This window comes from Kribbella sp. NBC_01505 (assembly GCF_045040285.1).
In the GTDB taxonomy this organism is placed as follows: Bacteria; Actinomycetota; Actinomycetes; order Propionibacteriales; family Kribbellaceae; genus Kribbella.
The window spans coordinates 5,384,293-5,404,473 of sequence record NZ_CP109425.1; the positions used below are offsets into that span (position 1 = coordinate 5,384,293).

At 67.5% G+C, this 20,181-nt stretch carries 20 protein-coding genes; 10 read left to right on the top strand and 10 right to left on the bottom strand.

From position 1 onward, the window contains the following. Positions 1-205: 205 nt before the first annotated feature. Positions 206-1,303, bottom strand: coding sequence for a winged helix-turn-helix domain-containing protein (locus OG474_RS25415; RefSeq protein WP_405056069.1), 1,098 nt, complete (start codon positions 1,301-1,303; stop codon positions 206-208). A gap of 573 nt (positions 1,304-1,876) precedes the next feature. Here OG474_RS25415 and OG474_RS25420 point away from each other — a divergent pair. Further along, on the top strand, positions 1,877-2,026 hold the full coding sequence (locus tag OG474_RS25420; RefSeq protein ID WP_405064687.1) for a hypothetical protein: 150 nt from the start codon (positions 1,877-1,879) through the stop codon (positions 2,024-2,026). Here OG474_RS25420 and OG474_RS25425 read toward each other — a convergent pair. Then, positions 2,023-2,190, bottom strand: coding sequence for a hypothetical protein (locus tag OG474_RS25425; RefSeq protein WP_405056070.1), 168 nt, complete (start codon positions 2,188-2,190; stop codon positions 2,023-2,025). The genes OG474_RS25420 and OG474_RS25425 overlap by 4 nt on opposite strands. 195 nt (positions 2,191-2,385) lie before the next feature. Here OG474_RS25425 and OG474_RS25430 point away from each other — a divergent pair, with 195 nt between their 5' ends. Next, complete coding sequence (locus OG474_RS25430) at positions 2,386-2,715, top strand: hypothetical protein (protein ID WP_405056071.1); 330 nt, start codon at positions 2,386-2,388, stop codon at positions 2,713-2,715. 20 nt (positions 2,716-2,735) lie between these two features. Beyond that, positions 2,736-3,074, top strand: a complete 339-nt coding sequence (locus OG474_RS25435; RefSeq protein ID WP_405056072.1) for a DUF2809 domain-containing protein — start codon at positions 2,736-2,738, stop codon at positions 3,072-3,074. Here OG474_RS25435 and OG474_RS25440 read toward each other — a convergent pair. Continuing rightward, positions 3,064-4,038, bottom strand: coding sequence for an ArsR/SmtB family transcription factor (locus tag OG474_RS25440; protein ID WP_405056073.1), 975 nt, complete (start codon positions 4,036-4,038; stop codon positions 3,064-3,066). The two genes, OG474_RS25435 and OG474_RS25440, sit on opposite strands and share 11 nt — an antisense overlap. A 134-nt stretch (positions 4,039-4,172) precedes the next feature. Here OG474_RS25440 and OG474_RS25445 point away from each other — a divergent pair, with 134 nt between their 5' ends. Further along, complete coding sequence (locus OG474_RS25445; protein ID WP_405056074.1) at positions 4,173-4,586, top strand: hypothetical protein; 414 nt, start codon at positions 4,173-4,175, stop codon at positions 4,584-4,586. Then, a complete protein-coding gene (locus OG474_RS25450) occupies positions 4,586-5,458 on the top strand; it encodes a hypothetical protein (protein ID WP_405056075.1) in 873 nt (290 codons plus the stop codon). The genes OG474_RS25445 and OG474_RS25450 overlap by 1 nt, the downstream gene beginning before the upstream one ends. Here the strand turns inward: OG474_RS25450 and OG474_RS25455 are convergent. Continuing rightward, a complete protein-coding gene (locus OG474_RS25455; protein WP_405056076.1) occupies positions 5,439-5,912 on the bottom strand; it encodes a MarR family winged helix-turn-helix transcriptional regulator in 474 nt (157 codons plus the stop codon). The genes OG474_RS25450 and OG474_RS25455 overlap by 20 nt on opposite strands. Positions 5,913-5,985: 73 nt before the next feature. Here OG474_RS25455 and OG474_RS25460 point away from each other — a divergent pair, with 73 nt between their 5' ends. After that, entirely contained in the window at positions 5,986-7,035 is a 1,050-nt protein-coding gene (locus OG474_RS25460; RefSeq protein ID WP_405056077.1) for an FAD-dependent oxidoreductase, read from the top strand. After that, positions 7,028-7,873, top strand: coding sequence for a VC0807 family protein (locus tag OG474_RS25465; RefSeq protein ID WP_405056078.1), 846 nt, complete (start codon positions 7,028-7,030; stop codon positions 7,871-7,873). The genes OG474_RS25460 and OG474_RS25465 overlap by 8 nt, the downstream gene beginning before the upstream one ends. 71 nt (positions 7,874-7,944) lie before the next feature. On the opposite strand, the gene OG474_RS25470 is transcribed toward OG474_RS25465, so the two are convergent. Both OG474_RS25470 and OG474_RS25475 read right to left on the bottom strand, forming a co-directional pair. Then, on the bottom strand, positions 7,945-9,078 hold the full coding sequence (locus OG474_RS25470; RefSeq protein WP_405056079.1) for an SGNH/GDSL hydrolase family protein: 1,134 nt from the start codon (positions 9,076-9,078) through the stop codon (positions 7,945-7,947). Next, a complete protein-coding gene (locus tag OG474_RS25475; protein WP_405056080.1) occupies positions 9,075-10,517 on the bottom strand; it encodes an MFS transporter in 1,443 nt (480 codons plus the stop codon). Before OG474_RS25475 ends, OG474_RS25470 begins: the two co-directional genes overlap by 4 nt. 47 nt (positions 10,518-10,564) lie before the next feature. Here OG474_RS25475 and OG474_RS25480 point away from each other — a divergent pair, with 47 nt between their 5' ends. Both OG474_RS25480 and OG474_RS25485 read left to right on the top strand, forming a co-directional pair. Further along, positions 10,565-11,176, top strand: coding sequence for a TetR/AcrR family transcriptional regulator (locus OG474_RS25480; protein WP_405056081.1), 612 nt, complete (start codon positions 10,565-10,567; stop codon positions 11,174-11,176). Positions 11,177-11,712: 536 nt separating this feature from the next. Next, on the top strand, positions 11,713-12,054 hold the full coding sequence (locus OG474_RS25485; RefSeq protein WP_405056082.1) for a MerR family transcriptional regulator: 342 nt from the start codon (positions 11,713-11,715) through the stop codon (positions 12,052-12,054). Positions 12,055-12,063: 9 nt separating this feature from the next. Here OG474_RS25485 and OG474_RS25490 read toward each other — a convergent pair whose 3' ends face one another. Beyond that, complete coding sequence (locus tag OG474_RS25490; RefSeq protein WP_405056083.1) at positions 12,064-13,011, bottom strand: RNA polymerase sigma factor; 948 nt, start codon at positions 13,009-13,011, stop codon at positions 12,064-12,066. A gap of 77 nt (positions 13,012-13,088) precedes the next feature. Between OG474_RS25490 and OG474_RS25495 the strand changes: the two genes are divergently transcribed. Next, positions 13,089-13,934: a GNAT family N-acetyltransferase gene (locus OG474_RS25495; RefSeq protein WP_405056084.1), complete on the top strand. Its 846-nt coding sequence runs from the start codon at positions 13,089-13,091 to the stop codon at positions 13,932-13,934. A 9-nt stretch (positions 13,935-13,943) separates the two neighbouring features. On the opposite strand, the gene OG474_RS25500 is transcribed toward OG474_RS25495, so the two are convergent. The 3 genes from OG474_RS25500 to OG474_RS25510 all read right to left on the bottom strand — a co-directional run bounded on the left by OG474_RS25500 (position 13,944) and on the right by OG474_RS25510 (position 19,588). Continuing rightward, positions 13,944-14,510: a hypothetical protein gene (locus OG474_RS25500; protein ID WP_405056085.1), complete on the bottom strand. Its 567-nt coding sequence runs from the start codon at positions 14,508-14,510 to the stop codon at positions 13,944-13,946. 20 nt (positions 14,511-14,530) lie between these two features. Then, positions 14,531-18,574, bottom strand: a complete 4,044-nt coding sequence (locus OG474_RS25505; protein ID WP_405056086.1) for an RICIN domain-containing protein — start codon at positions 18,572-18,574, stop codon at positions 14,531-14,533. A 141-nt stretch (positions 18,575-18,715) separates the two neighbouring features. Next, positions 18,716-19,588, bottom strand: a complete 873-nt coding sequence (locus tag OG474_RS25510; protein ID WP_405056087.1) for a bile acid:sodium symporter family protein — start codon at positions 19,586-19,588, stop codon at positions 18,716-18,718. Between the last annotated feature and the right edge of the window lie 593 nt (positions 19,589-20,181).

Below are 20,181 nucleotides of genomic sequence, written 5' to 3' on the forward strand. Positions count from 1 at the left end.
TGGTGTCGATGCGGAGCGAGTCGGCCCGCCGGAGGGCCGAGATGAACGCCTCGTCGAGCGCGTCCGCGGCCTCCTCCGGCTCGCCGAGCGTGCGGATCGCGACGGCCATCATCCCTTTGGCGCGCAGGTCGGCGGCCGCCTTTATTGGTCTTGCCCACGAATGGCATCGGCTGGTGGCCCATCGGCGCCCCCGATGGATGAATCACTAGTGAACAATTGCGTATCGGCCGTGACCGACGCGCCGAACTACGCCGGCGCTAAGAAGGCGGCGCAGGTGTCGTCGCGCCGTGTCGGGGCTCTTGCGCACCGCGCGAGCCAGATAGCTCGTGCTCAGGCCCTCCGCGTTGCCGCGCAAGGCCGATAGGAGTCCAGCAGCGACGGGATCTGCGACGTCCACCGCGCCAGCCGGCAGGGTGTCTTCGGTGGTCTCCTCAGCCGTCGTGATGCGGAAGTCTTTGTTCAGCTTCAAGCTGGCGATCAGCGACCGGACGTCGGTGTCCTCGACGTCGTCGGGGTATTCGAGTACGAGAAGCCGGCCAGTCACCGGGGAGGTCGTACCTGATAGTGCGCGTCCAACGGCGGCGAGGCTGGCCTGGGACAACTCGACCTCACCTGAGCTCTCAAGATGCATGATGCCGTCTGGAGAGACCCATACCCCGATCGGACCAATCACCAGGCCCTCGTGGTCGTCCTCGGCAGCGAGCCCAGTGTACGGCTTGACCGGGCGCACCTCTGAGGTTCGTGCCGCGGTCTCCAAGGCTTGCATGTCTTGGCGCGCAGCCGAGTACTGCTCAATATCCGTCGCAGTCCAACGATCGCTTCCCATCCTCTGGCAATAGGCCGCGCGATCGTCGAAGGACAACGCCAGCGCTGCGACCGAACTCCGCCATTGAGACGCCATCAACTCGACCAGCCCCTCTGCTTCTTGCAGCCTGGTCAGGGCAGCGCCGACCTGAGCCTCTGCGAGCTGGCGTCGACTGGCCTCGACCATCACCGCTGGCTCATCCCTCGACTGGTCGGCAAACCAGAGCCTGATCCGCACTTTCGTCGGCACGTTATGTGCCGTCCTCTCAGCAGTGCAGCGGTAAAGCACATCGGGCAAGTGCTCGGCGAGTAGCCGAGTAGCCAAGCCGACTGCTGTCGCGGTTGGGTCATCGTTCGTTCGTGTCTGAGTACCCAGAGAATCCCGGATGCATAGGCCGGCTTCCGGAAGGAGCGAGGCGTCGTGAGCGCGGTACTCGGGTTCGTCGCCCAATACGACGTCGAAGCCAAAGCAGTAGGAGTCGATAATGTCATCAGTCACGCCGGTCCAACGCCGCAGAATGGCCCAAGTTACTTGTGGCTGGCCGCCTCGACGGAAGCGGCCTGCCCCGGCGGTGGGTGATGGCGGGCCATCGCCTGTGCCGGCAACTGTGAAGTCGGCACACCACGATCGGTGCTGTGCCGGCTCGAGTTGGCTGTCAGCGGCTGACGGACGCTCCTAGCACGGGACGGGGTTCGTTCCGTACCGAGGCAGGTGAAGATCACCGCACCAACCGCAAGCGGGCAGGGCGCCACGACGGTGGCTCATTCCTGCGACTCACGCTCCCAGCGCGGCGCGCAGGAGTCAGGGGGCGTAGAGCTCAGTGAACTAGAGTCGGTTCTTGAAGAAGTTGCTGACTCTGGAGGATCGTAACCCGCACGCGAGAAAGTTCGTCCGGGCGGCGTTATGACGAGAGCCTGAAAAGATTCCTTCGCCGATGTCGATGACTTTCAGTGATCACATTGGCCTCGGTGGAGGGGGAAGCGCGAGGTGCCGAGCGTGCGCCGAGACGGCAGCCGTGCTCCGTATCAGCTCCGTGGACCGTCGGCAAACGTCGATCAGAGGTGAGCGGTGATGCTGAGCAAACCGCAGGTCAGAGGCCAGATCGGCCAGCGAAGCCGATCTGGCCTCTCGTACACCGCCAAGATCACCCAGATCTACGAAGGCATCAACCAGGTCCAACGCATCGTCATGGCCCGCCAGTTGCTCAAGGGCCTGGTCTAGGCGGACCAGGACTCCAGGGGGAGGGGGCACTCGGGCTCGGTGGCGGCGTCGGCCAGGTCATAGGCGACCATCGGGCAGCGGGTGCAGTAGAGCAGGCCGTCGCTGGGGCCTTCGACGAAGTCGTGGCCGGGGGAGTCTTCGGCGGTGGGCCGGTAGGTGTTCATTTTTGCTAGCAAGGGGGTCCCGACACCTTTCGGATGCGTTCTTGCTGGGAACATCGGTGGAGTTCAAGCGTTCGTTACAGGGCCTCCGGATGTTTCCCATCGCGCCGGTACCCAGGCCAAACCGGGAGCAACAGCCTGATTGAACCTCGGCGGATCGGGTACCGGGAGTCGACTTGTGAGGAAGCGGAGGGGTCGATGACGGTTCTGGAACATGAGACGTGTGGGCAAGCGGATGATCTGGGGGTGCGTCTCGAGCGGGACGGGGCTCTGGTCCGGATTGTGGTTGCGGGTGAGTTGACCGCGGAGGTGTCGGCCGCGGTCCGCGAGTTACTGGTGGATGCGTGCGACGGGCGGTCGCGTGGCGTGGAGCTGGCGATCGAGGGTGGGCTCGGTCCGGTGGGGCACGAGGTGCTGCCGCATCTGGTGGATGTGGCTGCGCGCCGCTGCTGGTCGGGCAGTTGTCTGCTGACCGTGACGGCATCCACTCCGGAGGTCCGGGAGCTGCTGGCTGCTTCGGGGTTCTGATCCCCCCGTAAGCTCCCCGCGTGAGACCTTGGCTCGCGGTGCCCGTCGTACTCGCGCTGGGTCTCGGCGTGCGGGCGTTCACCGGTGGTGACTTCGCCAAGTACGTCGGGGTCGCGCTCTACGCCACGTTGATCTACGCGCTGCTGTCCTTCTGGCTGCGCCCGCTGCGTGCGGCTCTGGCGGCCACGGCCTTCAGCTGGGCAGTGGAGTTCTTCCAGCTCACCAGCATCCCCGCAGAGCTGTCCGCACGCAGCGGTCTGGCCCATCTGGTGCTCGGCTCGGCCTTCAACGCACCAGACCTCTTCTGGTACGTCGTCGGCGCCGCTCTGGGCGTGGTGATCGTCCGCCCTAGGGCGTGACCGTCACACCGAGCAGGGTGGAGCCGGTGGGGGAGAGTGCGTGCCGGACGCTCTTGCCATTGCGCTGGCTGGTGATCAGGCCGGCTTCGCGGAGGGCCTTGGTCTGCTCGCTGGCGGTGGCTGACGAGAGGTCGAGGGCCCGCGCCAGCTCGGTGGTGGTGCGGTCGCCGTTCGCGAGGCAGTACAGGACTTCGGCCCGCGTCTTGCCCAGTACGGCGTCGAGCCGGGTGCCCTCGGTCCGGGTGTCCCACCAGCCGAGCCGATGCCGGATCGGGTAGGCGAGGACGAACGGTTCGCCGGGGACGTCCAGGATGGATGTGTCGCCGAGCGCGAAGAACGACGGCTGGATGATGATGCCGCGACCGTCGACGTACAGGTCCCGCTCGGTCTGCTTGTTGCGCAGGACCAGTGCGGGCGGTTCCCAGTGCACGTGGCCGCCGAGTGATGCGAGCAGGGCGTCGACTCCCTCGTCGCACAGCAGACGGCGTACCCGGTTGAGCTCTTCGGTGACCTGACCGCGGATCTCCGCCCACGAAGGCTTCAGGTGCGCTTCGTGGAACTGGATCAGGTTGCTGCCGAGCGCCCGCAGCGTGTGCTGGTCGCCGGCCGCAAGGTCACGCGCCCAGTCGGTCGGGCGCGGGCACTGCTCATGCAGCGTGACGAGGTCGCTGCGCAGGCTCGAACGCGGAGTCCGGAGCACCTCCTCGATCCCGGCCCGGAGATCGGTCGTCCCGGTTGCCGGGGTGAGGAAGTCGGCGAAGTAGCCCATCGGTGGCGACAGGTGCCGCAGCATGCTCCAGCGGGCCAGCCCGGCCAGCCGCACGCGCCGCCGCCATGGACCGAAGATCACCGGGCCGCCGTTGTCGAGCAACTGGATGCTGTGTACGAGCTCCCACAGCGGATCGATGTCCGGTGCGATCCGGATCCGCCGGATGTCGTCCGTACTCAGATGGATGCGCCACATCGCTCCCCCAGCTGCGCAAACAATTCGGCCCCACCCGAAGTTGTACCGCACTACCGGGCCGCGCTTCTACGTTTCCGTGTGTCGAGGCGATCCCGCCTCCGCCCCGAATCGCCGACATACTGGAGGAACCACCCGTGAAACTTCTGCCACGTCTTGCCGCGGTGCTCGCCCTTGCCGGGGGTGCCGCCGCGCTCACCACCGTGCCGGCCAACGCCGACAGAGGTGACGGCAACGTCGACTGCAACAGCGGGGAGATCTGCTTCTACTACGACTACTCCTTCGGCAACTACGGACGGCAGTTCTGGAACGCCGACATGGACCACAGCGACGACTACTACTGGGACCGCGCCAACGGCGTCCAATCGTCGACCAGGCTGATGGACACGGCCGGCTCGTTCTGGAACCGGGACACCGAGTGCGCGGTCAAGATCTGGGACATCACCGGCACCGGCGGCTGGTTCGTCACCTTCACCGCGCCGATCGGCTGGAAGGGCGACCTCCGCACGGTCGGCAAGCAGAACCGCAACAACGGCCACAGCCGCTGCTGATGAGCGCATCCGACAACGGCTACGGCTGCTCCTGGAGCAGCCGTAGCCGGCTCTGGCTCCTACTGGTCCTGGCCTGCCTGGTTTCAGCCTGTATGGCGTCGCCGCCTCCGCCCGCGGCAGTCGTCGTACCGACCCCGACGGTGCAGGCGCCCAGCCAGCCGTACGACGTTTTCCGGGGCGACCTGCTGGATGCGATCGCGGCCGCCGTACGGGTGGATCGGGATCACTGCCTGGCCGAGGCCGGCTACCCCGAACTGCAGCAGGCGGCGGGCCGGCAGCGGAGCGGCACCTTCGACGACCTGCGGGTCAGCACGAGCAGCTTCGGTGCGACGAGCGCTGCGGAAGCGCGCCGCCGCGGGTTCGGTCGGGAGCTGCCTGCCGAGCCGCCGGCGATTCGCAGTACCAGTCAGAAGTTCTCGGATGCGGTCGACCGCTGCACGCAGGAAGCGAACGCTCGCCGCGGTCCGGACGCAATGGACGTTCAGAGCCGGTACTACGACCTCGGGAATCAACTGCGGATGGCGTTGCGACCTGTGTACGCCGACGCGATGCCGGCGCGGTTCGCCGTACCGGTCCTGGCTTGTCTGCAAGGGAAAGGCTTCACCTCCACCGACAAGACCGCCGACATCCGCACCTTCGGAGTCGCCTTCGGTCGACCGGATGCTCGCCCCTATGTCCCGACCGCGCAGGAGTCCGACCTAGCCGCCGCCTGGCACGACTGCACCACGGCAGCGGGCTGGACCCGCTACCAGCTCGACCGCGCACTAGCGCTCGAAGCCAGCACGGTCCGCCGCCTAAAGCCCCAACTGGACGAACTGACCCCAGCGATCGAATCCCTTGCCCACAAGGCAGTCACACCTTCAGCTGGGTGATGCGGCGGGTGTTGTTGACCAGGATGTCGGTCGTGGCTGCGACCCAGTCGGAGATGACGGCAAGCTCGGCCGGGGTGTACTTGGCGGCGGCCTCGGCCATCTCGGCTCCGAAGGGGCCGAAGGCGGCGGCCGTCAGCTCTGCCCGGCGTTCGTTGGGGACGAGCTCGATCAGCACTTTGCGCCGGTCGTGGGGGTCTCTGGTCCGGCGGGCGTAGCCGGCCTTCTCGAGCCGGTCGGCGAGGCCGGTGACCGCGCCGGTGGTCAGCCCGGTGTGCTCGGCGATCGCTCCGGCGGTGACCGGCCCCAGCCGGTCGAGGACGTCGAGGCATTTGCGCTCGACGGAGCTGAGCCCGAGCAACCGCCCGACGGCCTCGTGGAACACCACGATCGCCGTCGCGAACTCGCGGCCCAGCAGGGAGCCGGGCGGTGGCCCGGGCGGATCTTCTTGCGCCATGACCGCATTCTATCTTAGAGTCTGGGTATCTTAGAAAATAAGAGATCTACGAACTAAGAGAATGGTGAGCGTGATGCGAGTCGTCGTGGTCGGCGCGGGCCTGGGCGGTTTGTGCGTAGCCAACGCACTGCACGCCGCGGGCTGGGACGTCGAGGTGCTGGAGGCGCAGAACAAAATCCGGGACGAGCGGCAGGGCTATCGGATCAACATCAACCCGAGCGGGCACGACGCCCTGCGCACCTGCCTGAACGACGAGCAGTTCGCGGCGTACGAGCGACTCTTGCATCGCCAGCCGGACGCCGCGGTCTACCTGTACTCGTCGACGCTCGACCTGCTCGCGCGCTACGAGACGCCGGGCCCGCCGGGTGCGATCGACCGGACCAGGATGCGCAGCCTGCTGGCGGACCGGGTGGCCGATCGGATTACCTTCGACCGACGGATCGAATCGATCAATCAGGTCGGTCCCGCCGACCTGATCGTCGTCGCCGACGGCGTCGGCTCGGCATTGCGCCAGGAGCTGATCCCCGGCCACGATCCACAACCGCTGGGGTCGTCCGCGATCTTCGGCCGTACGGCGATCACCGAGGCGAACCGCGGCTGGCTGGCGCCGGTGATCCTGCGGAGCCGGTTCTGCGGAGTCGTCGACACCGACACCACGCTGGCTCTCTGCGCGTACGACGCTCCGCACGCCCCCGCGCCGTACGTGATGTGGGTGTTGATCGGCCCCACCAGTGAGCTGCCCACCGCGCGTGCTGACCTGCTGGACTTCGCTCGGAATCGGACCGCCGACTGGGATCCGCGCGCGACCGCCGTACTGCGTGAGACAACCGCAGACGACTGTTTCGCCACGCCGCTGCGGGCGATGCCGGAGGTCCCGCCGCTTCCCACGCCCACCGGCGTACCGGTCGCTTTTCTCGGTGACGCGATCCATGCGATGTCGCCGGCCGGTGGTGAAGGTGCGAACACGGCCTTCGCCGACGCGGCGCTGCTGGTCCGTGCGGTGCGATCCGGCGGCCCGATCGACCAGGCCGTTGCGCAGTACCACGAACAGATGCGGGCCATGGCCGGCGAGGCCCTGCGACGATCCGCGAACTACGGCCCGAAGGTGGCACCCCATGCCTGAACCGACCAAGCGTCAGAAGGTCATCTGGATCTCGACGACGATCGCGAACCTGGCGGTCGACCTGCTGCTGCCCACGCTGATCCTGATCGCGCTCGCGCCGACCGGATTGTCGGCCGCGCTCCGGCTGTCCATCGGTGGTGCGCTCCTGAGCGGCAAGGCGATCGGTGGCCGGATCGAGTCCGGTGAGTTCCGCTGGCGGCTCGCACTGATCGCCGGACTGCTGCCAGTCGCCGCGATCGTCGGTAGTCATCTTGCCGGCGCCGGTACGACGGCAAGCATGGTGGCCGGTGCCATGGTGGCCGGCGTGATCGTCGTCGCGGACCTCGTGCGGAACCGTCTCCGAGCTGAGGGACGGCGCATCGACGCGTTCGCGGTCCTGGTGCTGATCGAGGTGCTGGTCAGCATCGTGGTGACCTCGATCAGTGGTGATGCCCGCTTCGTGCTGGCCAGGACCTCGCTGTACCTCGCCGTCGGTGGGATCTTCGCGCTGGCGACCACCTGGACGGATCGGCCGATGATGCGCTCGGTCCTGAAACCCGTTGCGGCCAAGGGAGATCCGGAGCGGGCCGAGGCCTTCGAGCGCGTCTGGACCCGGTCCCGCGAGTTCCGCGGGCTGTATCGGGCGATGACGTTCGGGCTCGGGGTGGTGTTCCTGGCCGACGCCGTCCTGCGGGTCGTGATCATCTACAGCCAACCGGCCGACGACATCACGCAGACCTCGCTGACTTCCCAGACGCCGTTGATCGTCCTCCTGCTGGTCTGGTTCGTCGCCTCCCGCGCTCTCGCCGTACCGCGCGCCGAACGCCTCCTGGACGCCGAAGCCGCCGTACCGAAGTAGCGGTGGACGCCCGCAACCACAACCTGAGGGCTTGGACAGGTGCTGGTGGGCTTGAACACGTCATTACTTGTTCAAGCCCACCGTCCACCCTCCACACCCCCGGGAACTGGCCCGCCGCCGAGGAGGAGTTTGGTGGCGCGGTCGCCGATCAGTAGGTGACCGGCGGCGTCGGGATGGATGCCGTCGGCAAGCAAATCGACGTCGGACGGGCCGAGGAGTTCGCGACCGTCGACCAGGCGAAGCGCAGGATCGGCCCGTACGGCGGTGATGCCCGCGAGCAGCTCGCGAACTCGGGTCATGCTCAGTGCGCCGGGTACGGCGGAGCCTCGGATCGAGCCGGTGGTGGGGTCGATCCGGGCGGGGCCCGGCTGGGTTTCCAAGGCTGGTAAGGAGATCGGGGAGATCAGGGCGATCGGCGTGGTCGGGTGACCGGCGCGGATGAGGTCCAGGAAGTTGTGGACCGCGGGGACGAAGGTGCGTTCGAGCATCGCCGCCGTGATGACGAGGTTGGCACCGATCTTCAGGGTGATCAGGTCGGCGGGGATTTCGGCGATGGTACGGGCGACGTCCGGATCCAGCATGGCGTTCCCCGCGAACCCGAGATCGACCAGCGAGGTCCCGGTCCGCAACGCGGCGATCGCGGGCCAGGTCAGGGTCGGGGCCGGTGCCTGCATTCCGTGACTGATCGAGGAACCGTAGTGGATCCAGCGCGGTGAGCCCGCCGGTTCCGGCGGCAAGAACACGTCGGAGGCGCTGATCGTGCGCAGTTCGACAACGGCCGTGTGGGGCAACCAGATCTCGAGCGTCTTCTCCCCGGCCGGCAGACCGGTGAACCGGATGGTCTCCGCAGCACCCGGGATCAGCGTCGACGAAGGAACCACGAAGGTGTCGCCGTGGACCGCGGTCTCCCGGGCCAGCACCGACCCGTCGAGCACAAGGTCAAAAGACGCCGGCGACCCGGCCATCACCCGGACGTGGACGCCGAGCGCGATCTCGCGAGCTGCGGTGCGCAGCCGGAGCCGGACACCGGCCGCCATGGACACCGCGAGTTCGAGGCCCGCGTCGTACCGGCGGGTCCAGGCAGGCAGACGACGCGGCCGGATGCCGGCGGCCGTCCGCTCGAGGTCCTGGGCACCCTCGATCCGGACAAGGCCGCTGGGGAACTCGATCCGGACGAGGTTGCTGGGGAAGGAGACCGAGGTCATGCTGCGACCACCTCTGCGACCCGAGCGGCGTTTCGCGTGCGGAGGAAGGCCCAGGTGACCAACGCACCGGCCGCGGCGGTCAGGCTGAAGCCGGCGACCATGATCGCGGCCTCGAACTGCGAGGTCTGGTCTGCTGTCCAGTGAGCGGTGGCGATGCTGCCGGTGAACATCGCGGCGAGGATCGTGCCGGTCGCCGCGATACCGACGCCGGTCGTGACCTGTGAGGAGGTGTCGACGAGGGCGGCGCCGATCGTGGAGCGGTTCTCGGGCAGGCCGCGCATGACGTTCGTACCGGCGACGACGCCGACCACGCGCATCCCGGCGGAGACCAGGACGAGCGAGAGCGCGATCCAGCCGTAGCCGAGGCGACCCAGCGACGCGTAGACCGCGAGGCCGAACACGACCATCGCCGAGCTCATCCAGGCCGAGTTCTCGAGCCCGACGCGCTTCACGAACGGGGAGACGAGCACACCGCCGAGCAGCAGTACGGCGACCTGCGGCAGCATGCCGATCGCGGTCAGCGCGGGGGACCAGCCCCAGTCCAGCTGGAGTTGGAGCGTGACCATGTAGCCGAGGCCGGCGACCGCGAGTCCGGAGGCGCCCTTGTAGGCCAGGCCGCTGGAAACCAGGGGGCGGGCGACGAGCTTGAGGTCGAGCATCGGGAACTTCGCGGTCCGCTGCCGAACGACGAAGAGGACAGCGGCCACGACGGCCGCGCCGGTGGTGACCCAGGGCTGCCAGGCCGCGGTGCCCTGCTCGACGAAGAAGGTCGGCGCGACGAGCGCGAGCATGATGGTGGCGGTGCCCAGTACGGCGCCGCTGACGTCGACCGGGTCACGGTGCAGCTCGGCCGGGTCGTCGGTGGCGATACCGGTCCGGATGCCGATGAACGCGAGGACGGCGATCGGGACGTTGATCAGCAGCAGGACCTGCCAGGGTGCGAAGGACAGCACGAAGCCGCCCGCTGTCGGGCCGACCGCGAGTCCGACCATGCCGACGGTCGAGATCAGGTTGAAGGCGCGGACCCGCAGGCCGTCCTCGCTGAACAGCCGGAAGGCCAGCGCCATCGAGCCGGGCGTGGTCATCGCGGCGGCGACTCCCATCGCCATCCGGACCGCGATGAGCTGGTTCGCGGTGGTGACGAAGGCGGTCGCGAGGCTCGCGACGGCGAGCAGGACGAGCCCGATCAGCATCATCCGGCGGCGGCCGGAGCGGTCGGCGAGCGCTCCGAAGACGAGCATCAGCCCACCGAACACGACGCCGTACCCGCCGGTGACCCATTGCAGCTGGGTGGTCGACGCGTGCAGTTCGCGGCCGATGGTGGGGAGGGCGACGTTGAGGATCGAGTTGTCGAGCATCTCGAAGAGGAAGACTGCGGACAGCCCGGCCAGGGCGACCCACGCCTGCCGCAGGGATCCGGGAGAATGTGCGATGATCATGGTCACTAAGTTAACTCACTAAGCTTAGTGACACAACCCATGAGGAGATGATCGTTGTGCCGAGGACCGGAGTCAGGGGTGGACCGCAGACGCGGGCGAAGATCGCGGGGGTCGCGTCGGGGTTGTTCGTCGAGCGGGGATTCGATGCGGTGACGGTCGCCGACGTCGCCCGGGAGGCCGGCGTCTCGAGCGTCACGGTCTTCAAGCACTTCCCCCGCAAGGAAGACCTGTTCTTCGACCGCCAGGCCGAAGCGGAAGACCTCCTCCGTACGGCGCTGCGCGAGCGCGGGCCGGGCGACGACGTACTGGCTCTGCTGTGCGACCTTGTCGTAGGCCTTGCCGACGACCGCCACCCGCTGTCCGGGCTCGCCGACGGAGCGGGCTCGTTCTTCGAGACCGTCGCGGGGTCTCCGAGCCTGGCCAACCGCGCCCGGGAGATCGGCTCGACGCTCCAGCAGGCCCTCACTGAGGAGCTCGAGCGCCAACCGGCCTACCCCGGTGACGTGAGCCTGCTCGCCGCCTTCTTCATCGCCGGGTACGCCGCAGTACTGGTGCAGACGGCTCGCGATCGGCTGGCCGGCCAGCCCATCGACACCGTGGCTGACGCTCATCGGGACCGTCTGCGTCGGCTGGATGAAGCCCTGCGCGATGGTGTCTGACACGCCGGAGAAAATCTATCGCGACGGAGGTAGACATTCGCGATCAGTGTGGGTAATGTTCCTCGTGTTGACAGAGAAGAACAACGAAGCTGAGGTGGACAGCTACCGATCTGTCCAAGACGTTGTGACGAGCTTTTCGTAAGGCAAGGACGACGGCGGACTCCGCCGGGCCGATCAGTGGAAGGGCTCGGGTTTCGCGCCAGGATCCGATCAGTGTTGGTGAGCCAGTGGTTGAAATGGGTTCCCGGCGTGACGGATGGAAGATGCGAGTAAGTGCCGTAGTAGTTGTCGCAAGAGAAGGGAAGGGGATTACACCGTCGGATCGCCCGCCAGTGCCAGTACTTCGCCGGGCGGGTGCCGTAGTTCCATCGGAAGAAGGTGGTCTTCGGTTACGCATTCAGCGATCCCCGCAGGAGCGGCCTTCACGTGGCGCTCTGCGGACAGTTAGGGCCGGCTTGACCGCCGGTAGATGGTGACAATCCACAACCCCTGGGCCCCGGTGCATCCGCACCGGGGCCCATCGACATGGAGGTGCGATGCACTCAGACCTGAACACGGAGACCGTGATGAGCTCAGCCCAGGGCCCTGCCCACTTCGACGATGACGACTATCCCGCCTTCACCATGGGCCGGGCCGCGGAGATGCTCGGCACCACGCCGGGATTTCTGCGCAGTCTCGACGAGGCGAAGCTGATCACGCCGCAACGCTCCGACGGCGGCCACCGCCGCTACTCCCGGTACCAACTCCGCCTGGCGGCCCGCGCCCGCGAGCTCGTCGACGGGGGCACCGCGCTCGAGGCGGCGTGCCGGATCATCATTCTCGAAGACCAGCTGGCCGAGGCTCTGCGGATCAACGAAGAGCGGGGTAAAGAGTCCTGACGTTCCGGACTACTCAGGCGGGCGGGGCTGGTGGTGCAGGCGGAGGGTGCCGACTCGGTCGCCGTCGAGTTGGAGGACCCAGAGGGCGGACGGCGGGCAGTGGTCGGGGTTGTCCGGTGGGTTCACCAGACGGTCCTCCCAGATGATGTGGCTGTGGCCTGCCACGACGCTGACCAGCTCGTGGCGGACGCCGGCCGTGAGGTCGCGGTCCATCGCGCCGACCATGTGGTCGTAGCCGACGGTGTGGAGGCCGGTCGGCCAGAAGGTCTCCACGGTCGGCGACCAGAATTCCGCCAGCGTCGCCGCCATTGCGCCTGAATAGGGCGCCCGCAGAACCTCCAAGGCCTCCTGCCGACGCTGCGCGGTCAGGCCGCGGATGTCGTCGTGCACTTCGGCGGCCGTGGCGAGCAAGGCCTCGGACAGCTTGGTCCGCGCCTGGTTCAGGCGGCTGCGAATCGTCCCGATCGGTACGCCGCAGAGCCGGGCGATCGCTTCGTAGCCGGTGACTTCGGTGAAATACCGCAGCAGGACGGGCAGTTGCAGGGTGGGCGTCAGCTGGCCGATCGCGGTCCAGATCCAGTCCCGGTTGGCATGGCCGTCGATGATCCGCGCCGGATCCGGCTCCGCGTCGTACGGCATCAGGACAGCCGGGTCGCTCACCGGTATCGCGGAGATGCGGCGGAGCTGCATCCGGCAGACGTTCCGGACCAGCATCCGCAGCCAGGCGCCGACGGCCGCCGGGTCGCGAACCTGACCGATCCGGCGCAACGCCAGCAGGCAAGCCTCCTGTACGGCGTCCTCGGCGGCCGGTCGATGACCGTGGATCGCCACCGCCACGGCGCGCATGCCCGCGCGGTGCCGGGTCAGCAGCAGGCCGAGCTGTCCGATCTCACCCCGCTGCGCGGCCCGCACCAGCTCGGCGTCCGTCGCCGACTCGAGCAGGAGGGAACTGGCCACCTTTGCAGGCTACAGACGGTCGTGAAACTTCTCGTGAACGGATCGAACTGTCCGGCAGGTGACCGCATCATGTTCGCATGACTACCCCCACCAACACCGCTCAGCTGGTCGCTCTGGCCGAGAAAAGTGAAGCCGAGTTCATGTTTGCCTACGAGGACGGGGCTCCGGAGGCGGCCCGAGCCGAGCTCGGCATCACCACCCGGCGCGTCGGCGGCGGCGTCGTGCTTGCCATGCGCAACGACCCCACCGGGTACTGGAGCAAGGCCCTCGGATTCGGCCACGAGACCCCAGTCACGGATGAGCTCGTCGGTCAGATCCTCGATCTGTACGGCGCCGCCGGGGTTGCCGGGGCGACGCTGCAGCTCGCGCCCTCGGTGCTGCCGGAGGACTGGCAGGCCATCGCGGATCGGCACGGACTAGTCGCCGGCGGTCAGATCGTCAAACTCGGGGCATCGGTCGAAGGCCTCCCGAGCACGGCCGCGAAGACCGACCTGCGGATCGCCCAGGTCGAGGCGGCCGACGCGAAGGAGTGGGCGCGGGTCATCCTGACCAGCTTCGGGATGCCGTCCGACGGCGCCCTCGCGCAGATGCTCACCGGATCGCTGAATCACCCAGGTTTCCAGACGTTCGCCGCCTGGGACGGAGACCAGATCGTGGCCGGAGGCAACCTGTTCGTCGACGGCGAGGTCGGATCCCTGAACACCGGTGCGACCGCGTCGACCCACCGGAACCGGGGCGGCCAGTCCGCCGTCCTCGAGGCCCGGATCGCCGCCGCGGTCGCGGCCGGCTGCCGCTGGCTGGTCGCCGAGGCGGGCAAGCCCTCGCCCGGCGAGTCCAACCCGTCACTGAACAACCTGATCAGGGCCGGCCTGGAGCCCCTCTACGACCGCACCAACTGGAACTGGAAGAACCCCAAGGCCTGAACGGCGTCGTTACATTCCCTGGCCGGTGGCCATCTCGTGCCGCAAGCGGTCAGCGGTGTCGACGGCCAGGGTCTCGTCGATGTACTGCTTGTTCGACCGGACGAGGAAGCGGAGATCGGCGTTCTTGACCGCCTGGTAGGTCGCCGGGGCTTCGCGGTCGGCAGTATCACCGGCACGGAGCCAGTCGGTGACCACCGCGGCTTGGCGGTGGACGCGGTCCCGACGCTCGCGGGTCGCCGGTCCGATGGCTGCGTCGATCGCTGCGACTACCTCGGGTGGCGTTTCCGGCCAGGAGGTCCAGTTGCTCACCACTTCGATCAGGTCGATGAGCGCGCCATCGGTCGCCTCGGTGAGCTCGGCACTGGCCAGGGCTTCTTCGACGATCGCGAACGCGGTGACCAGCGGAGCTGGATCGCCCTTGTCGATGGCCGGGCACAGCTTGTGCTGCGCAAGGTGGGCGAGCTGCTCGCTCGGCGTGGGCGCATCGGCGAGCGACGGCCGGAACCAGCGCAGGCGTTTCGCGAGCCGACGCAGGACGGCCTCGGTCGGGTCGGTCGGGCGGTTGAAGATCCTCACCGCCCGACCCTACGCGACCGTTACAGGGGTTTGAAAGCCCAGCGTTGGCCCTTCCCGCCGTGGTAGAACCAGCTGATCACCTCGGCGCCGGCGGCGGAGCTGCCGTTGGCCACGTCGAGGGACAGCCCGGAGCTGACCGAGATGACGCTGTAGGTACCGCCAGGTGTGGGCTCGATCCGCCACTTCTCGCACTCGGACGTGTTGTCCGGGAAGATGATCATGGTTGCTCTGGGCAACTTCGAGCAGCCCTTGATCTCGAGTGCCTGCTTGGAGTTCGTGTCGATCAGCTTGTACATGTCGTCGCCGAGGCTCTTCAGGTTCCACTTCTGGCAGACGCTGGCGGTGGACCAGGTGCCCATCTTGAGCTGGGTGCTCGCGGTGGTCACACACTTCGGTACTTCGAGGACAGTCGTCGTACTGACTGCGGTGTCGACCCGGTAGCGCGTCGTACCGGTGCCGCCCAGCTGCTGGGCGTTGAAGGCCGGCCGCAGGATCCACTGCTCACTCGTCGACTGGCCACACTCCTGCTGCTGGATCAGCGCGCCATTGTCCAGTGAGGCTGTCGCGACATCGAGACACTTGTTGCTGTGTGCGAATCGCAGGTGCACGACCGTTTCGTAGGCGCTGCCGTCGACGTAGTCGAAGGTCACCTGCTCCCACGCGCGCGGCTCACCGAGACCGCCACCGCAAGTGGACTGTACGGCGTTCGTGTCGTCCTGCGAGCTGCCGCCTGCAGCGCTCAGGCACTTGACCGGCCCGGCGTCGACCGCGGTGTGTACCGGGCGGATGCTGTACTGGTCGGTGCCGGCGATCGGCATCAACCGGAACCGCTCGTTCGATCTGTTCCCGATGCAGGTGTACTGGATGAACAGGGCATTGTCGGCAACGCTGCTGCCGTCGACGTTCAGGCACTTGCCACTGTTCTTGTTGACCAGCTCGTACTGCCGGTGCTCGATGTCGAACTTCGGGCCGGTCACCGCACCGACCGCACCCGACCACGTCTTCACCTTGTCGTTGAACGACGTCCCCGTGGAGTGCAGCGTGTACACCTCCCGATCACCGTCGCCCGCCGCGTACAGCAGCCCGATGTCGTCGAGCTTGTCGCCGTCGTAGTCGCCACTGACCAGAGTCATCTTGGCCAGCTCCAGCCCAGTCACCCGGCGCCAGTCCGACTTGGTCAGCGTCGTCCCGTCGGACCTGAACACGACCACGGTGCCGTCGGTCGAGGAGTTCTCCGTCAACGCCACCACGTCGTCCCGGCCGTTGCCGTCCGGGTCTGCCACGGTGAACCGGCTCTTGTCCCAGCAGAACCCAGCCGCGCCGGAGTCGTAGATCGTCGTCGCCGCCGCGAACGCCGTACCCGTGGATCGGTAGTAGTCGACTGAGGTCCGGCAGTCGGTCAGGTTGCGTACGCTGAGCAGGTCGGCCTTGCCGTCCTTGTCGATGTCGACGATCAGCGGCGCACTCCGCGACCAGGTGTTCCCGGCCGCGGCCGCGCCCCAGTTCACCGGTACGGCGAAGTCGTCGGCGGCCCGGAAGACCTGCGCCTGCCAGTTGTCGCCCGTACCGGCGTTCTGTACGACGATGTCGTCCTTGCCGTCGCCGTCCACATCACCCGACACCACACGCGCGGTGTTGAGCTGCCAGGTGGCGGTCTCGGTCGTCCAGACCGCCGGTGGGTTCTGGTACTCGTTCCCGTCCGAAGGCAGCTTGTACAACCACATGCGGCCACCAGCACCGGAACGGAACACGGCCATGTCGGTCCGCCCGTCACCGTCGAAGTCACCCTGCACCGGCTTCACCTTTGCCAGCGAGAAGCCAGTACCTTCACCGGTGTCCCACGCCATCGTGCCGGAGTAGAACGTTGATCCAGCCGAAACGACGTTCCAGATCCCTGTCCGGCCGAAGCCGTGGTCCAGCACCGCAGTGACATCGGCGCGACCATCGCCGTTGCTGTCGCCACGCACCGACGGAGCCGGTCCGGTCGGCGACTTCGCGGTCAGCTCCCACGCCTCGCGGATGCCGCTGCTGTTGCCGGCCCGGTCCACCGCCCGCACATACAGCCGCGAGCTCGGTACGCCGGTCACCGGATCCGGGTGCACAGTGATCGGGATCGTCGCGGATCCATCCGGATCCGCCTTGATCCGGCTGACCAGCGCATCGGCCTGGAAGCCGTACACATACTCGTCCAGGTCGGTCTCGCTGGCGCCAGGCCTGAACGTCACCTTCCCGACCTTGCGCGCCTCGGTCACCGGATCACCGGCATCCGGGAAGTCCGTCGACTCGATCCGCGGTACGGCGGGCACCGATGTATCGATCACGAAGTAGCAGGCCGGCGTGGTCGGGCTGGTCGCGTTCGCCGCGTCCTTCGTGAACGCGGTGTAGCTGTAGACGACACCGTTGCTCAGCTTGCCCACCGGCGTTTCCGGCCAGGCGAAGGCCGCGCCGCTGACAGTCGGTCCAACAGCACTCTCATGAACGACCGCACCGGCCGGATCCTTGATCTGCAAGGTGGTTGTGACGTTGTCGCCGAGGTCCGGGTCGTCCGCGACCGAGGCCCACTGCGGTTGCGCGGTGAGCACCGGCGTCGGCGCCGCCGCCGTACCGCACGGACGCGGTCGAGTCAGGCTGAGCCCCTTCGGCATCTTCGGTGCGGTGTTGTACTTCACCGCGAGTACCGCCGAGCTGGGGATGAACTTCTTCCAGTGGTACTGCGCTTCCGTGCTGGTGCCCTCGTTGGGTGACCGCAGTCCGAGCGACAGGGTCGGCTTCCGCGAGTTGGCCACGCTCTGCACAAAGGTCCGCAGCGGGCTGGCTGCGTCGAGGGCGCCGAACTCCATCGGCAGCGTCTTCTCCGCCGGCCACGCCGCACCCGACTGGGTGTCCAGCAGCGTCTTCCAGTACGTCGTGGTGGTGGCCCAGTGCAGGTTCTTGTTCGCGGTGTCCAGGTCGGTGAGGTTCCACAGCCCGACCGGCTTGGCCGTTCCGGACGAGCTCCAGTCCAGCGTGATCCGGAACTGCGCGCTCAGGATCGTGCTCCCGGCGATCGCCTGGGCGCCGCTGACGGTCCGGATCAGGAACATCGACCGGTAGACGTTGTCCGGTTCGCCGTAGCGCGGTCCGACCTTGGCGCCGCCGTTCGTGCGGTCGTAGGTCCAGCCGTCGGCCTGAGTCGATTCGTCGTTCACATGCAGCCAGTTGACCGACGTACCGGAGATGGACGGGTCGATGGACAGCGGGTACGTCGCGGCCGGGTCAGTGAGCAGTTTGCGGTCCGGCGTGATGACGAACCGGCCACCCTCGTGCCGGATGGCCAGCTTGGCGAACCGTGGCTTCTCCACACTCGACGCGTCCCACATGGCCGGTCGGTCAGCCGTGTAGACAAGCTTGCCGGTCTTGTCGGTTCCCGAGGTCGTGCCATCCGGATTGACGCGCAGGGTCAGACCGTCCGCACTGACCGGAAAACTCAACGTGGCAAGGGCCGGGTTGGCCGCGGCCTCCCGGTTGTGCACGACGAGCAGCTGCGAGAACCGGTCCACCTCAGCAGTGATCTGCAGGTCCACGCCAGGGAACACCGAGGGGTACGTCGCGATGTTCCCGCTCAGCTCGGGCTTCGGAAGCGTGGCGGGCCAGCCCAGCCGGATCTGCTCCCCGGGCTTGCCGATGGCCACCAGGTTCTGATCGCCGCCACCGGACAGGACAAGTGGCGAGATGGTCGCGACCGGACGGATCGACCCATCGGCCTCGACCTTCAGCGTGGGGTCCGGAGCGACCCAGTCGCGACCTTTGCGGACCCGGACCGGCTGGCTGTGCTGCTCCATGGTCTTGGTGCCGTCCGGGTTCGCGTAGACCTGTCCGGTCTCGGTGCGCTGGTCGGTCAGCTCGACGCGCTCGCCGGTCCGCAACGCGGTAGCCATCGCTCGCGCCTCCGGTGAGGCCAGCTCCGGATCCATCATCTGCGCGGCCGGTGCCGCCACAGCCGGTTGAGCATCAGTAGGAACCGAAACCAACAGGGCCGCCACCGCGATCAGCACTGCGCCCAAGGTCAAGCGTCGCCGACGCATTCCCCCACCACCCTCACGTCAGAGTTATCCGCCGGACGAGAACGACCCTGTCATGTTCCTCGTTGGCGTGCGACGGCTTCTGTGCGTCAGGGATTGGCCAGTTCCGGAAGTTGTCCACTTCTTGCCGAGGCGGCCGAAACGCTAGCTGCTCGCCGCGGTGACGCGCGCCGTACGGCGGCTGAGGTAGTAGGCGACGGCGGCGGTCGGGAAGAACATCACGATGCCGTAGACGGCGACCGGGATGGACATCTCGCTGTTGTTCAGGAGTGAGGGGCTCAGCGCGATGGTGAGGGCCAGGGTGGCGTTGTGGATGCCGATCTCCATCGAGCACGCGATCGACTGCCGCTCACCGAGCCGGGCGGCGCGCGGGACGACGTACCCGACGGCGAGGCTGATCACGTTGAGCAGTACGGCGATCAGGCCGACCGCGGCGAGGTAGTCGAGGAAGTTGTCGCGCTCGGTGTAGATCGCGGCGAAGATGACCAGCGCCAGGACGATCGCCGAGCCGAGCTTCACCGGGCGTTCCATCCGGCCGGCGAAGTCGGGCTTGCGGTTGCGGACCAGCATGCCGATCGCGACCGGGACGAGCACGATCGCGAACACCTGGAGCATCTTCGCCGGCTGCAGACCCAGCTGCCCGGAGTCACCCATGAAGTGCGCCACCGACAGGTTCACCACGATCGGCAGCGTGATCACCGCGAGCACCGAGTTCACCGCGGTCAGCGTCACGTTCAGCGCGACATCGCCACCGGCGAGGTGGCTGAACAGGTTGGCCGTCGTACCGCCCGGTGATGCCACCAGCAACATCATCCCGACCGCCAGCGCCGGCGCCAGCCCGAACAGCTCGACCAGCCCGAAACAGATCACCGGCAACAGGACAACCTGGGTGCCAAGCGCAACCAACACCGCCTTGGGCATCCGCGCGACCCGCGCGAAGTCCCCGGTCGTCAGACTCAGCCCGAGCCCGAACATGATGATCGCCAGCGCGACCGGAAGCAGAACCGAGGTAAGCACAGAGTCAGACAAGGCGGATATCCCGTCGTAGGCCCGAGGCGTGGGTGACCAGAGTCCTACCCCCCGCCCTCCCCGTCCAGAGCGAAAGCTCGTCTCTGCGGGGATCTACTGTCGCTGGGTGCCTGTTGTGATTTGGCGGGTGCTCTTGCCCAAGCCGGTTCGGGGAGGGTCGCGGTGGCTGGGCACTTTGGCTGGCCAGTTACCCCGCCTCCCCGAAGGTGCTCGTCCCATCCGGCCGCTCGAATCCGGCCGGTGAGGTAGGCGGTGGCTGGTCGCCGCTGCGGCCGGTCTGACTGAGACGGGTGGCGGGGGTGGTCTTCGGCTGGGCGGGGTGGTTCGGTTGGTGACCGCGGTTGCCCGCTGCCTTGGGCTGACGGGCTGTGGTTTCCGTCGACGATCAGGCCACTCGCCGGGGCAGTGATGGCGGACTGGGGAGCCCGACCTCCCGAAAACGACCGGTAGAACTCCCCAGTCCCACTGGCCCGCGCCACTACTGGCGGCCGGAGACAAGAAGCGGGGGCTGGAGACCTATGGCAACAGGTCTCCAGCCGTCACAAGGTGTCTCACGCCACCACTGGTGGCGCGAGACCAAC